Genomic DNA, 14,812 nt, shown 5'->3' on the forward strand with positions numbered 1-14,812 from the left:
GTGGTGTTGATATGGAATATGCTGATGTTAAAGAAATATATATAAAATTTGACTATATGAAAACAATTACCTCTAAAGAAACATTTGCTCTAGAGCCTATTTTTATAAAAAAATATCAAATAGATATAATGTGTTCTAAGTACTCTGTGTTTGATGTACCAAATCAAACAGTAACTTGTAAAATAAAAGGAGGAAAGGCTGGATCTTCTATAAAATATATTTATAAAGAAAAAGGAGATTTTAATGTAATACAAGCAGATAAACAGTTTAATAGTTCACAAGAGGCTACGATGATAATAAAATCAGAGAATCCATTTAAAAAAAGATTTTTTGTGTTGATTCAAGCATTAGGAGGTCAAAATGAATTCATTGTAAATTATGAACATTGTGATGTTGATCCAAAAATAGTAGAATATCCAAAATTTGAAAATAAAGAAAAAACTATAGATGTTGAGAGTGATTTTAGTATTAAAATTAGCGGTTTAGTACCTCATTCAAAGATATATAATATTGATGGTTTTGGGGTGTTGTATCCAAAAAAATCATGTTATGAAGTTGATGCAAATGGGGAAACAACTATTGAGTTTAATGGTATTACAGATTATTTAAAAAATAAATCTTTGTTTAAATTTACTTATATAGATAGAACTGGAGAAAAAGAATTCACTTCTGAGGAGATTAATATATTTCAATATACTCCAAAGCTATTTGTTTATCGTTCGATTATGAAATATTACGATACGGATTATATGGCTTTGGAGTATGGAAAAGCAGGATCTAAAGTTAAATGGGTAGTTTCTGGTCCGGTGGAGATTGTGCGAAAGGATGATCATTTTATTGCTGAAGGAATAAGAGGCTTTGCAATATTAAAACTAAAGGGATTAATCCCAAATGGTGAAAATATTTATGTTTATGCTTCAGCCATGGGTCATACTTATAGAACGATTATAAAATATGTTGAAAGATTGCCTCATACAATGTTGTATCCCAAATATGAAAATTTTTGTAGAGTACCAAATTCATCTTTAATTTTAAAAGATAAGGAAAGATAATGGTATCTAGAATAGGAGATTTTAATTTTGTTATTCTTGACTCATTTAAAGCAAATTATTTTTTAAGTTTTATTATTAGTAAAACAATATTTTTATTTTTTAAAAAAAGCAATAACGCACCATGGATTTATTTTTCATTTTACAATTTTGCACAATTTCTATCTCTGTTAGCTCAGCTTTCAGAGGTAGATATTAAAGCTCTTATAGAATATAAAGATTTATTGTTAAAAGCATTGTCATCTTTAAATGAATCAAAAACATTTGATGTAAAAGAATGTACACAACTTATATTAACACTCTTGAAGAAACTTTTTTAGATAAACTCCAAATAGAAGAAAACAAAAAGAAAGAAATTTGCGAAAATATCATCAAAATACTAAAAAACCATTGGAAAATGTTTTTTTGAATACCAAGTTGTAATATAAGATAAATAATAAAATTAAAATTCAATAAATATAAAACAAAAAATAAATGGTGGATTTAGCAGGACTCGAACCTGCGACCAACCGGTTATGAGCCGGTTGCTCTAACCAACTGAGCTATAAATCCGCCAGAAGTTAAAATAAAAATGTTATTATATCTTTATTTCCTTAATTTAAATTTAGAATTTTATTTTTACCGCTTTTTCTATTGCTAAATATCTAAAAGTTATTAAATTTTGTAAAATTCCAAAGAAAATCATAAAGGTAGCAAAAGAACTTCCCCCATGACTAAAAAATGGCATAGGTATACCAACAACAGGAGCAAAACCTATGGTCATTGATATATTTACCGCTACATATATGAAAATAAATAAAGCAATGCAATTTGTCACTACTCTTGTAAAATAATCATCTTTGAGCTTATAATTTAAACTCAATAAGTGAAAAATGAGTAAGGTATAAAGTAGTATGATTACAACCGCACCGATAAAACCAAATCTTTCAGATAAATATGCAAAGATAAAATCACTCGTAGAAATAGGTAAAAATTTAAAATGTGTTTGTGTGGCTTCATCAGCCTTTTTTCCGCTCAAACCACCACTTCCTATAGCGATGATAGATTGTTTTACATGGTAACTTGGCTCTTCAGCTAAGAAATCATGAATTCTTTGTTTTTGATAAGGCTTTAAAAAATCACTATAAATAATAGGTGAAGCTATGGCTATAGCTAAAAAAATACTAAGCCAAATTTTATAATTTACTCCTATGATAAAAAGTGTTCCAAAGCCTACTATTAAAAGCACTAAAGCTGTTCCTAAATCAGGTTCTCCTGCTATAAGCAAAAATGGGAGTAAAATATAAAAACTTAGCTTTAAAAATTGCTTTAAACCATAGCCATTAGGTGGTGGAGGGTTTTGATAAATCAAATAAGCTAACATTAAAATAAAAGAAGGTTTAAAAATTTCAGAAGGCTGTATGGTAAAATGTGTAAAAGGTATTTCAAGCCATCTTCTAGCTCCAAGTTTTTCAACACCAAAAATATCCACACTCAAAAGCAAAGCTATATTAATCCAATATAACACAGGTATAAGCCACATTAATCTTCTTAAAGGTAAAAAGAAAAAAAACGCAAATCCCGCAAAACCCACTAAAGTATAGATAAATTGTTTTTCAGCTAAGCGTGTATTTGCTTCATAAATTAAAAGAAAAGATATAGCTATGATAGGCAACACTAGAAGAGGTTGAACAAAATCAAAATGCGTTAGAATTCTTCTATCAAGTTTTATCAAAGCTAACCTTTTTTACAAAATATTGTGTAATTATATGCTAAAATTGCAAATTTTATCACAAGGAAATATAATATGCTAAAAATTTCATCACTTTGTGAAGAAAGATTGGATATTTTTTTATCAGATATACTTAAACAAAGTCGTTCGCAAGTTGCTAAACTAATCAAAGAAAACTGCATATATATTAATGAAAAATTAGAAAATAAAAGTTCTAAAAAAATAAAACAAAAAGATGAAATAAGTATTTTTTTACCTTTAATAAAAGAAGCTAAAGAAAGTTATGCGCCTGAGTTTGATGTAGAAATTTTATATGAAGATGATGATGTTTTAGTTTTAAACAAAGCTCCTAATGTTGTTGTGCATGGTGCAAGCAGTGTTAAAGAAGCGACTTTGGTGGATTGGCTTTTGCATAAGGGTTATGCTTTATCAAATTTAAATGGAGAGCATAGAGCAGGGCTTGTGCATAGGCTTGATAAAGGCACAAGCGGAGCTATCATCATAGCTAAAAACAATCAAGCACATCAATTTTTAGCAAATCAACTTTTAGATAAAAGTATGGGAAGATTTTATCTTGCTTTAAGTGAATTGCCTTTGAAAAACGATAAAATGAGTAATGAAAAAGCCATTATGCGTTGTCCTAATAATAGGCTTAAAAAAATCACTACAAATACCAAAAATCCTTTAGCAAAAAATGCAAAAACAGATTTTATAAATTTATTAAGTGCTAAAAAATGCTCTTTAATAGCTGCTAAGTTATACACAGGAAGAACCCATCAAATCAGGGTGCATTTGGCAGATTTTAATCGTTATATTTTAGGAGATGAATTATACGGATATAAAGGAAAAATAAAGTATAATAGAGTAATGCTTCATGCGTATTTGATTTATTTTATTCATCCTAGGACTAAAGAGTTAATGTTTATAAAAGCTCCTATGTTTGATGATTTTTATCAAATTTTAAAAGAAAATTTTACACAAGGAGAGATAGATGAAAAAACTTCACTGGATTATCTTAAGTTCTGCTTTGGCTTTTAGTGCTTGTAGTACAACTATGAGTTCGCCTCAAATTGCTCAAGTAAATGATACTTTACCAAAAATTTCAAGCATTAAAAGTATAAGTGATATTACAAGTATAGCTTTTGAATGGGAGCCTTTGTATGATCAAAATATAGCAGGCTATTACATTTATAGAGCAAATGCAGCTGGTGCTCCTATGGAGCTTATAGCAAAAATCAAAAATAAATTTCAAACTCATTATACTGATACAAATTTAGTGCCAAATACAAGATATTATTATTCTATGAAAACCTTTAATGAGCTTGGGCAAGTTTCTCAAGATGGTGTGAGTATAGAAGCTTTTACAAATAGAGTGATTGATCCAGTGCCTTTTGTGCAAGCTATTGTAGGTTTGCCAAATCGTGTAAAAATAGTTTGGAGACCACATCCTGATGTAAGAGTAAATTCATACATCATTGAACGTGCAAATATGAAAGATATGAAATTTAAAGAATTAACTAGGGTTAAAAATCGTTTAAGTGCTGAATATATAGATGATTCACTAAAGCCTGATGAGAGTTTTCAATATAGAATCATAGCTTTAACTTATGATGGTATTAAAAGTACCCCGAGTAAAATAGTAGAATCAACTACAAAAGCCCTTCCTCCTATGGTAAGCAATTTACAAGCAAGTAAAGATGCGCCAAGAAAAATCATTTTAACTTGGGATAAAATTGATTATGCTGATTTTGCTTATTATAAAATTTATTCAAGTTCAACTACCTTTTTACCTTTTAGTGTGGTAGCTAAAACTTCTGAAAATACCTATGAAGATGTAGTTAAAGGTGTGGCTGAAAAAAGATATTATAAAGTTAGTATGGTGGATAAAGATGGCTTGGAAAGTCCTATAGCAAGTGAGCCTGTGGAGGGTATTACTTTAGGAGCACCATTAGCACCAAGTATTATTTTATGTGCTGTTGAAGATGATGGCATTAGAGTTGAATGGGTTGATAATGACGATAGAGCCAAAGAATATATAGTTAAAAGAAGCGGTGGTGGAAGTAATGCTGTGTTTAAAGAGATTAAATCTAAACAATTAAAAGATATCACAGCTGTTCCTGGAAAAGTATATAGTTATGAAGTTATAGCAATTGATGCAAATGGTATAGAATCAAAAGCTTCTGATAAATTTACAGCGGTGAAATAATGCCAAATTTTAAGTGTAAAATTTTAAAAGAAATTCAACTTCCTTTTGAAAAAGAAGGGGTTGAATTCTTATGGTCTGCTAAAGGCGAAAATGTTGATTTGCTTTTTACGCGCATAAAGCAAGAAAACTTTTTTTTGCAAATTAAAAAAGATGAAAAAAAACAAGAATGGCTTATTAAAGGTGAAAAACACACTAAGCCTTCGCAAATTGGGTATTTGCAAAAAGCTTTACTTGTATTTAAAGAAAATTTTACTCAAGATGTCGTTTGTGAAGCTGTAGCACTAAAACATACAAGGTTAATCCAAAAAACACCTTTAATTGCCAATGATTTAAAAGAATTACTAGAGCAAATAAAAAACAAAAAACAAATTTATATTGAAATAGGCTTTGGAAGTGGTAGACATTTACTTTATCAGGCAAGATTGAATCATGATGTTTTGATTATCGGTATAGAAATTTACACCCCTGCATTAGAGCAAGTAGCTAAACTTGCCTTAAGTGAAAACTTAAATAATGTTTTATTAATAGAAACCGATGCAAGATTATTATTAAGCGTACTTGAATCTAATCTAGTAGATAAAATCTTTTTGCATTTTCCTGTCCCTTGGGATAAAAAGCCTCATCGTAGAGTGGTGGGGTTAAATTTTGCAAATGAATGTGCTAGAGTTTTAAAAGAAGATGGTCAATTTGAACTAAGAACAGATAGCTTTTTGTATTTTGATTTTACTTTGGAAACTTTTTTAACTTTTTCACATTTAAAAGCTTTAATCAAAAAAAATGAAAATTTAGAAATTTCAAGCAAATATGAAGATCGTTGGAAAAGACAAAATAAAGATATATATGATTTAATCATTAGTGGCTTTAGTAAGAGTGAAAGTTTAAGTAAGGATCAAAAATTTGCTATTGAAGATCTAAGATTAAACACAGAAGAACTAGCTTGTATAAAAAAGAATTTTAAAAATGAAGTTTTTAAAGGTGAGGATTTTTTCTTGCATTTTGAAAAAATGTACATTAAAGATGATGGGCTTATCATTAAAATAGCTTTTGGTGCTTTTTATAAGCCTGAGCATGTTTATATAGTTTTAAACGCACAAAAGATAGAATTTATCTTTGAGCAACCTTTTAAAACTAAAGAAAATTTAAAAGCTATAGAAAAATTAAGAGAAATATTGTATTCTTATATCAAATAATAATTTATAAAATAAATAAGGAAAAAGTAGTGATGATAGAAGCTAAAAAGCTTTGTCTTGGTTATGATGAACTTGTTATAGAAAATGCTAGTTTTTCGCTAAAAGATAATGACTTTGTTTTTATTACAGGAAAAAGTGGTAGTGGAAAGTCAACTTTGTTAAAATCTTTCTATGGAGATTTAGAGCCAATAAGCGGGAATTTAAAGGTTTGTAATAATGATTTAATAGATATTTCTAACGCTGAGCTTTTGCAGCTTAGGCAAAAAATAGGAATTATTTTTCAAGATTATCGTTTGGTGCAAGAATTTAGCGTAGAAAAAAATGTAATGCTTCCTTTGATGATTAAAGGTTATAGCAAGAATGTATGTAAAGAACAAGCTGCAAAGCTTTTAAAGCATGTAAATTTAACTTTCAAAGCTGATAAAAAACCAGCTCAGCTTTCAGGTGGAGAGCAACAACGCGTGGCTATGGCAAGAGCTTTGGCACATAATCCAAAATTGCTCTTATGTGATGAACCAACAGGAAATTTAGATGAGTATTCTTCAGACATTATATGGACTTTATTAAAATCAGCTAGAGAAATACTTGGAACTTGTGTGGTTGTTGTTACACATAGAATTCCTACTAATTTAAGACTTGATTATCGTCGTTTTAATATAGAAAATGGGAGAATGAATGAAATCTTTTAAAAATCATCTTTCTTTGATATTTGCTTTAATGGTAATGATGTTTGCTTTTGAGTTTTTAATCATTACAAACAAAACTATAGAGCATTATGAAAAACTTTTAAATAAAGATTATAATATTATTTTAGTAGGAAAAACTCACTTGGATAAAAAAAGCATAGAAGATCAAGTAAGTTATTTTCAGTCTTTAGAAATTTTAAATCCAAATGAAATGATAGATAGACTTAAAAATGATATATCAGCTAAAAATATAGAGGTTTTAAAGGCTACATTGCCAAAATTTTATACTTTAAAACTTAATAAGCTTTTATCAGAAGATGAGTTAAATGCTTTAAAAGATAAGCTTTTAAAAAATCCTAATATAACTAAAGTAGAAACTTTTGCAAAAACACATACAAAAATTTATAAACTTTTAGTTTTAGTGAAATTTTTATTATGGTTTTTCTTGTTTATTATAATATTGCTTAGTTTTGTATTATTGCTTAAACAAATGAAAATTTGGCTTTTTGAGCACACTCAAAGAGTGGAAATTATGTGTTTGCTTGGAGCGCCATTTTGGTTTAGATCTTTTATGCTTTATAAGATAGTTTTTATTGATTGTTTTATAGCATTTTTATTGCTTGTATTATTTTTTACTCAAGTTTATGATCTTGAATCCATTAAACTAGCTTTGCAAAGTGTGGATATTAGCTTACCTAAAATAAGTATTTTCACGCATTTGTTTTTGATTTTTTTAGCAATGCTTTGTGTTTGTTTTGCTTGTGTGAATTTTGTAATGTTTAAGGTCAGAAAATGAAAAAATGCTTTTTGCTTTTTTTATTTTCTTTTTCTATTTTATTTGCAAATGAAATTGCTCAAAAACAAAAAGATATTAAAGAAAATGAACGCATAGTAAAGCAACTTTCTAAAAAGTTAGAGGATTTAGCAAGTGAAATTTTAGATAATGAAAAAAATTTAAAAAAAATTGCTTCAGAAATTAGTGCTTTAACTTCAAAAACTTCTAAGCTTGAAAGCTCTGTAAAAACTCAAATAAAAGCACTAGAACAACTTAATATGCAAAATAAAGATCTTTTACAAAATAAAAATAAAATCGAAGGAAAGATAATTGATTTAATTGCTAAAGATTTTGCTTATGATTTAGCAATTCCTAAAAACTATATCGAAAGCGAAGATAGTATTATAGTTTTAGAATTAGTTGGAGTTTTGGATAAAATTTTCAAGGAAGAATTTTACCAAATTTCAAAAGATTATGAAGATATAAGTAAAAAAATAGAAGAAAAACAAACACAAATCACTACAATTAATAGCAATTTAAAAGTTTATAAAGATCAAATTGATGAGCTTAAAAATCTTAGAAAAAAGCAAGAGCAAGAAATAGCTAAACAAAAAACTGATAAGGAAATTTATACTAGAAAACTTTCTAATTTACAAGCCCAACAACAAGAATTAAGAAAAACACTTAATAAATTAAAAATTATCAAAGAAAAAGAAGAAGAAAAATTAGCACAAAAAAAAGAAGATAAAAAGCCAAATTCAAACATAAAACAAGTGGGTTCAAGCTATCAAACAAGCAGTGTCAAGCGCTATAGTGGTCCTAAGACAATCGCCCCTTTAGAATCTTACACGGTAAAACAAAAATTTGGAAATTACATAGATCCTATTTATAATATTAAAATTTATAACGAAAATGTAGTTTTAAAAAGTGATAGTGCTAATGCTGCAGTAAGAAATGTCTTAGATGGTAAAGTGGTTTTTGCAAAAGCGACTCCAACTTTAAAACAAGTTGTGATTGTTGAAAATAAAGATGGTATACATACTATTTATGCACATTTAGATAAAATTGCACCCGGAGTTAAAGTGGGTAGAAATATTAAAAAAGGTTATATTATAGGCAGGGTTGAGAGTGATTTAACTTTTGAAGTAACGCAAAAGAATTTTCATATTAATCCTTTAGAAATGATTAAATAAATTAGTTTTTTTTAATGCGAATTTTGATATAGTTTCAAATCAAAGGAGAAATTTAATGAACAATAAAAGAAAAAGAGTATTGGTTAAATTTTCTGGGGAAGCTTTGGCTGGAGAAAATGGGTTTGGTATAGAAAATTCTATTTTAAAATACATAGCTTCTGAAATAAAAAGCTTGATTAATGAAAATGTTGAAGTAGGTATAGTAATAGGCGGTGGAAATATCATTAGAGGGGTATCTGCTGCAAGAGATGGACTTATAAAAAGAACAAGTGGCGATCATATGGGTATGCTTGCTACTGTGATTAATTCTATAGCTATGCAAGAAGCATTAGAAAGTGCCGGGCTTGATGTAAGGGTTCAAAGCGCTATTCAAATGGAAGCATTTTGCGAAACATATATTATGAGAAGAGCACATAGACACTTAGAAAAAGGACGTATAGTTATTTTTGCTTGTGGTACGGGTAATCCTTATTTTACTACAGATACTGCTGCGACTTTAAGAGCAGTAGAAATTCAAGCGGATATGATCATTAAAGCGACTAAAGTAGATGGAATTTATGATAAAGATCCTAAAAAATATGATGATGCAATTATGCTTAATGAATTAAGCTATGAAAGAGCTTTGCATGATAATATTAAAGTTATGGATGATACTGCAATAGCCTTGGCTAAAGATAATGCTTTGCCTATAGTGGTGTGTAATATGTTTAAAGAAGGAAATTTATTAAAAATCATTCAAGGCGATATGAGTTTATGCTCTATTGTTAAAAATCAAGATTAAGGATAAAAATGAGAGTAGAACAAATAGCTGCAAAAGCATTAAAAAAACTAAAAGATGACAGATATAAACTAGCTCTTGTGGTGGCTAAAAGAGCTGAAGAACTTGCAAATGGTGCAGAACCTTTAGTAAATTTAGATAAAAATAAATACAAATACACTGACATTGCTTTACATGAAATAGCAGAAGATAAAATCGTTTTAGAGGGATTTATTGAAGCTAGTAAATGATGAGTTATTGTTAGATAAACTTGTTGATGATGTTAAAAATTGTAAGGATTTACAAAGAGCAAAAGAAATCCTTTTTATGGTCTTTCCACAATCTACTGTTTTAGAAAAAGCGGTGGATTTTTGTATTCAAAAACACGAAGGGCAATTTAGAAAAAGTGGAGAGCCATACGCGGTTCATCCTATATTAGTGGCTTCTTTTGTGGCTTTTTTAAGTCCTGTGCAGTCTATGATCATAGCTGCATTATTACATGATGTATTAGAAGATACAAATTGCAATGAAGAGGAATTAAACACAAATTTTGGTGAAGAGGTAACCAAATTAGTTCAAGGTTTAACTAAAATAGTTAGCATTAGAGAAGATCATCTTACACGCTCTAATTCTAATGAAAAACTTGCAAAATCCGCTTTGACTTTTAGAAATATGCTTTTAGCGGGTGTTGAAGATGTGAGTGTGCTTGTAATAAAGCTTTGTGATAGATTGCACAATATGCTTACTTTAAATTTTTTAAGAGAAGATAAGCAAAAAAGAATCAGCGAAGAAACCTTGGTGGTATATGCACCTATAGCTCATAGACTTGGAATTTCAAGTATAAAAAATTTACTTGAAGATTTAAGTTTTAAATTTTTACTACCTGATGAGTATGCACAAATTGATAATTATATCAATGCAAAAGATCAACAAATTCAACTTGGATTTAATGAATTTATTTCAAAAATAGAAATGTTATTTTTAGAGAATGGTTTTAGACAAGGTAGTTTTGTTATACACAAAAGAATTAAACATAATTATTCTATTTATTTAAAAATGCAAAGAAAAGGCGTAGGACTTGATGAAGTTTTAGATCTTTTGGGTGTAAGAATTTTGGTAGAAAAAGTTTATGATTGTTATTTGGCTTTAGGAATTTTACATACGCATTTTAATCCTTTAATCTCAAGATTTAAAGACTATATAGCTCTGCCAAAACAAAATGGTTATCAAACTTTACACACAACACTTTTTGATGCAAAAAATATCATTGAAGCTCAAATTCGCACCTTTGATATGCACAAGACTGCTGAATTTGGCGTGGCAGCACACTGGAAATACAAAGAAGGAAATATAACAACACCAAATTTAGATTGGCTTGCAGATATTTCCATGCATGGCAAAGAAGAAGGAAATAATATACAAGATTGTGATGCTATTGAGCTTTATGAATATGCAAAAGATAGTTTATATATAGAAGATATAGCGGTGTATTCTCCTAAAGGTGAGATTTTCACTTTGCCGCGTGGAGCTACGGCTTTAGACTTTGCATATGAGGTTCATACTAAAGTAGGGCTTCATGCAAAAACAGCTTTTGTTAATCGTATGAGAGTGCCGCTTTTAACTGTGTTAAAAAATGGAGATATAGTTAGTATAGAAACTTCAGAGGAAGAATTTTTTAGATGTTCTTGGATAGATAGTGTTAAAACAGGAAAGGCTAGAGCTAGCATAAGAGATTTTTGTAAACAAAAGAAAAAAGAATTAAATAATAAAATTGCTATAAATCTTTTATCTACAGTATTTAATAAAGATTCTAAGCTTATAGAAGAGTGGCTTGAAAAAGAAAAATTTAATAAAAAGCTCAGACAAATTGCTTTGGATTTTAACTATTTTAAAGAAGTAATTATAGCTCTTAGGAAATATGTGGGACAAAATCAAGCAGCTAAATTTGAACAAAATGAGCAAAAATTTGAAAGTATAGTGGTAGGTTCTAATTATAAAATAACTACGATTAATTTTGATTATTGTTGTAGACCTAAAAGAGGAGATGAAATCATTGCTTTTAGACACTCAACTGGCGCAACAATACATCATAAACTTTGCGAGCAAGCAATGAAAATGATAGAAGATAATAAAGAAATGGTTTTTGTTTCTTGGAATGATAGTTCGATAAAAAGTTACAAAATCATCGTTTCTATAGAAAATAAAAAAGGTTCTTTAGCAGATTTTCTAACTACTTTAGCTAAAATGCAAATTAATGTTTTAAGTATTAATTCAGCTGATTCAGAGCCTGTGGTGGCAAATTATTTTGAAGTGCAGGTTGAATTACCTAATAATGTAGATGTTGAAAACGCAAAAGAAAGATTAAAATCTAGATATAAAATTTTAGATTTTACATCTTTAAATGATGCGTATAATAATCACTAAAAAAGGTTTTTTATGGATATTAATGAAATTATTAAAGAAATTAAACGAGGAATAGCAGAAATTATTGATGAAGAAAGATTAGTTTCTTTAGTAAAAAATTACTATGAAAAAGGTGAAAATTTTTTTGTAAAGGCTGGTTTTGATCCTACGGCTGCTGATTTGCATTTGGGTCATACTGTGGTTTTGAGCAAGATGGCTTTGCTTCAAAAACATGGAGCTATAGTGCAGTTTTTAATAGGTGATTTTACTGCTCAAATAGGCGATCCAACGGGAAAAAGTGCTACAAGAAAAAAACTTGATAAAGAAGAAGTGCTTAAAAATGCCAAAACCTATGAAGAACAAGTTTTTAAGATTTTAGATCCAAGTAAAACTCAAATTCATTTTAATTCTAAATGGCTAAATGAGCTTGGTGCTGCTGGTATAGTAGAACTTACTTCAACTTTTAGTGTTGCTAGAATGCTTGAAAGAGATGATTTTACCAAGCGTTTTAAAGAGCAAAGTCCTATATCAATTTGTGAATTTTTGTATCCACTTTTGCAAGGTTATGATAGTGTTGCATTAAAAAGTGATATAGAAATGGGCGGAACGGATCAAAAATTTAATCTTTTAATGGGTAGACAGCTTCAAAGAGTATATAATTGCCAAAAAGAGCAAGCGGTGATGATGATGCCATTGCTTGAAGGTCTTGATGGTGTAAATAAAATGAGTAAAAGCCTAGGAAATTATATTGGTGTAACAGAAAATGCTAAAGATATGTATGCTAAGGTTTTGAGCATAAGTGATGAGTTGATGTTTAGATATTATGAGCTTTTAAGTGAAAAAAGTTTAAATGAAATTTCACAAATGAAAGATGATATTAAAAATGGCTCATTGCATCCTAAAAAAGCTAAGGAAAATTTAGCTTTAGAAATAACAGCTCGTTTTCACTCAAATGAATATGCTTTAAAAGCTAAGGAAGAATTTGACAAAGTCCATAGTGCAAAAGAGCTTCCTAGCGATATGCCAAGTTTTACTTTAGAAGGTAGTATTTGGCTTGCAAAAGCTATAGTAGAGTGTAAAATGGAAAGTTCTACTTCAGCTGCTAGAAGATTGATTAATTCAAATGCAGTAAGTGTTAATGGAGAAAAAGTTCAAGATGAACAATTCCAACTAGAAAGCGGTGAATATATTTTACAAGTTGGAAAAAGAAAATTTGCAAAATTAAAGGTAATATGATGAGTTTTAAAGCTTTAAAAATTGGAAAGCATGAGATAAAATATCCTATTTTTCAAGGTGGAATGGGGCTTGGTATAAGTTGGGATAAGCTTGCTTCTGCAGTTTCTTTAAATGGTGGTTTAGGGATTATTTCTTCAGTGGGAACTGGGTATTATGAAAATAGAACACATATAGATAAAGAACTTAATGCAAAACCCTATGGTAGCGATAATTTTTATTCAAAAGCAGGTTTAAAAGCTTTGATAGATAATGCTAGAAAGGTTTGTAAAAACGCACCTTTGGGTTGTAATATTTTATATGCAAGTAATAATTATGCGCAAATTGCACGTAATGCCTGTGAAGTTGGTTTTAATGTAATAGTTTCAGGAGCAGGACTTCCTACAAATTTACCTGAATTTACACAAGATTATCCTGATGTTGCTTTGGTGCCTATTGTATCATCTGCTAAGGCTTTAAAAATTATTTGCAAAAGATGGCAAAGCAGATACAATCGCTTACCTGATGCAGTTATAGTTGAAGGACCAAAAAGTGGAGGACATCAGGGTTTTACTTATGAGCAATGTTTAATGGATGAGTATCAACTAGAAAATGTAGTGCCACAAGTTGCGCAAGAAATTAAAAACTGGGGAGATATACCATTAATTGCTGCAGGCGGAATTTGGGATAAGCAAGATATAGAAAAGATGATGTCTTTAGGAGCAAGTGGCGTTCAAATGGGAACTCGTTTTATAGGAACTTTTGAATGTGATGCGAGTGATGATTTTAAACAAGTATTGCTAGATTGCAAAAAAGAAGATATTGAGCTTTTAAAATCTCCAGTTGGCTATCCTGCAAGAGGAGTAAGAACTAATCTTTTAAATTTAGTTGATAAAAGAATGGGGCCAAAAATTTCTTGTGTAAGTAATTGTGTTGCACCATGTGGTAGAGGTAAGGAAGCTACTAAAGTGGGCTATTGTATAGCAGATAGATTATATGATGCTTGGAGTGGCAAAAAAGAAACAGGCTTATTTTTTACAGGGGCTAATGGATATAGACTAGATAAGCTTATTAGTGTAGAAGAGCTAATGAAAAAATTAGTTAATGGTGAAGATGCTTAGAATATTTTTTATTTTTTTATTATCATGTCTTAGTGTTTTTGCTAATGCAGAAGTTAAGAAATTTGATCAAAATTTTTTAATTTCTAATTCAGAAGAAAAATTACAATTACACCAGCAGTTAAAATCTTTGTATATACAAAGTGTGATTAATGATAATAATGAAGAAAAAAATGAGATTTTAAAAAGATTAATCATAAGTTCAAATTCTTTAGGTTTTGATGATAAGGCTTATGTGCAAGAGCTTAAAGAAAGTGGAGTAAGCGAAGAAGAAATTTCACGTTTAAAAAATGCTTTAAAGGTCATACAAGATCAAAAAATAAAAAAAGAACAAATAAAAATTGAAACTAATACCACAGCTTCTACTAATAAAAAAGAAGATAAAAAAGAAGATAAAAAAGAAGATAAAAAAGAAGATAAAAAAGAAGATAAAAAAGAAGATAAAAAAGAAGATAAAAAAGAAGATAAAAAAGAAGATAAAAAAGAAGATAAAAAAGAAGATAAAAAAGAAG

General features: G+C 29.0%; 14 protein-coding genes, 1 tRNA gene and 1 pseudogene. 14 read left to right on the forward strand and 2 right to left on the reverse strand.

Going from position 1 to position 14,812, the window contains the following annotated elements; translation table 11 throughout:
- A partial coding sequence (locus tag CAMP5053_RS07470) for a hypothetical protein (RefSeq protein WP_337217576.1) occupies positions 1 to 1,052 on the forward strand: 1,052 nt, incomplete at its 5' end.
- Entirely contained in the window at positions 1,052 to 1,369 is a 318-nt protein-coding gene (locus CAMP5053_RS07475) for a hypothetical protein (protein WP_337217577.1), read from the forward strand. The genes CAMP5053_RS07470 and CAMP5053_RS07475, both read left to right, overlap by 1 nt.
- 155 nt (positions 1,370 to 1,524) lie before the next feature.
- Here CAMP5053_RS07475 and CAMP5053_RS07480 read toward each other — a convergent pair.
- Positions 1,525 to 1,601 (reverse strand) — tRNA-Ile (locus tag CAMP5053_RS07480).
- Positions 1,602 to 1,653: 52 nt separating this feature from the next.
- Complete coding sequence (locus tag CAMP5053_RS07485; protein WP_087700555.1) at positions 1,654 to 2,763, reverse strand: FtsW/RodA/SpoVE family cell cycle protein; 1,110 nt, start codon at positions 2,761 to 2,763, stop codon at positions 1,654 to 1,656.
- A gap of 72 nt (positions 2,764 to 2,835) precedes the next feature.
- Between CAMP5053_RS07485 and CAMP5053_RS07490 the strand changes: the two genes are divergently transcribed.
- The 12 genes and pseudogenes from CAMP5053_RS07490 to CAMP5053_RS07545 all read left to right on the forward strand — a co-directional run.
- Positions 2,836 to 3,798: an RluA family pseudouridine synthase gene (locus CAMP5053_RS07490; protein ID WP_337217578.1), complete on the forward strand. Its 963-nt coding sequence runs from the start codon at positions 2,836 to 2,838 to the stop codon at positions 3,796 to 3,798.
- Positions 3,752 to 4,966 carry a ferrous iron transporter A gene (locus CAMP5053_RS07495; protein ID WP_337217579.1) on the forward strand — a complete coding sequence of 405 codons (1,215 nt, stop codon included), beginning with the start codon at positions 3,752 to 3,754 and terminating at the stop codon, positions 4,964 to 4,966. Before CAMP5053_RS07490 ends, CAMP5053_RS07495 begins: the two co-directional genes overlap by 47 nt.
- Complete coding sequence (gene trmB, locus CAMP5053_RS07500; RefSeq protein ID WP_337217580.1) at positions 4,966 to 6,156, forward strand: tRNA (guanosine(46)-N7)-methyltransferase TrmB; 1,191 nt, start codon at positions 4,966 to 4,968, stop codon at positions 6,154 to 6,156. The genes CAMP5053_RS07495 and trmB overlap by 1 nt, the downstream gene beginning before the upstream one ends.
- Positions 6,157 to 6,188: 32 nt before the next feature.
- Positions 6,189 to 6,845, forward strand: coding sequence for a cell division ATP-binding protein FtsE (locus CAMP5053_RS07505; RefSeq protein WP_087700559.1), 657 nt, complete (start codon positions 6,189 to 6,191; stop codon positions 6,843 to 6,845).
- A complete protein-coding gene (locus tag CAMP5053_RS07510) occupies positions 6,832 to 7,638 on the forward strand; it encodes an ABC transporter permease (protein WP_087700560.1) in 807 nt (268 codons plus the stop codon). Before CAMP5053_RS07505 ends, CAMP5053_RS07510 begins: the two co-directional genes overlap by 14 nt.
- Positions 7,635 to 8,810 carry a murein hydrolase activator EnvC family protein gene (locus CAMP5053_RS07515; RefSeq protein ID WP_337217581.1) on the forward strand — a complete coding sequence of 392 codons (1,176 nt, stop codon included), beginning with the start codon at positions 7,635 to 7,637 and terminating at the stop codon, positions 8,808 to 8,810. Before CAMP5053_RS07510 ends, CAMP5053_RS07515 begins: the two co-directional genes overlap by 4 nt.
- 55 nt (positions 8,811 to 8,865) lie before the next feature.
- Positions 8,866 to 9,591 carry a UMP kinase gene (gene pyrH, locus CAMP5053_RS07520; protein WP_039628219.1) on the forward strand — a complete coding sequence of 242 codons (726 nt, stop codon included), beginning with the start codon at positions 8,866 to 8,868 and terminating at the stop codon, positions 9,589 to 9,591.
- 8 nt (positions 9,592 to 9,599) lie between these two features.
- Positions 9,600 to 9,818, forward strand: coding sequence for a DNA-directed RNA polymerase subunit omega (locus CAMP5053_RS07525; RefSeq protein WP_039618002.1), 219 nt, complete (start codon positions 9,600 to 9,602; stop codon positions 9,816 to 9,818).
- The gene (locus tag CAMP5053_RS07530) at positions 9,802 to 11,991 is read left to right on the forward strand and encodes a RelA/SpoT family protein (protein WP_087700562.1); all 2,190 of its coding nucleotides are present in this window, start codon (positions 9,802 to 9,804) and stop codon (positions 11,989 to 11,991) included. Before CAMP5053_RS07525 ends, CAMP5053_RS07530 begins: the two co-directional genes overlap by 17 nt.
- A 12-nt stretch (positions 11,992 to 12,003) precedes the next feature.
- On the forward strand, positions 12,004 to 13,206 hold the full coding sequence (tyrS, locus tag CAMP5053_RS07535; RefSeq protein ID WP_214100060.1) for a tyrosine--tRNA ligase: 1,203 nt from the start codon (positions 12,004 to 12,006) through the stop codon (positions 13,204 to 13,206).
- Positions 13,206 to 14,303 (forward strand): nitronate monooxygenase family protein, encoded by a 1,098-nt coding sequence (locus CAMP5053_RS07540; protein ID WP_337217582.1) that lies wholly within the window; start codon positions 13,206 to 13,208, stop codon positions 14,301 to 14,303. Before tyrS ends, CAMP5053_RS07540 begins: the two co-directional genes overlap by 1 nt.
- Positions 14,296 to 14,812: pseudogene (locus CAMP5053_RS07545) on the forward strand (N-acetylmuramoyl-L-alanine amidase); the annotation flags it as partial. The gene CAMP5053_RS07540 and the pseudogene CAMP5053_RS07545, both read left to right, overlap by 8 nt.

Source organism: Campylobacter sp. S4:11, assembly GCF_024723695.1.
In the GTDB taxonomy this organism is placed as follows: Bacteria; Campylobacterota; Campylobacteria; order Campylobacterales; family Campylobacteraceae; genus Campylobacter_D; species Campylobacter_D jejuni_C.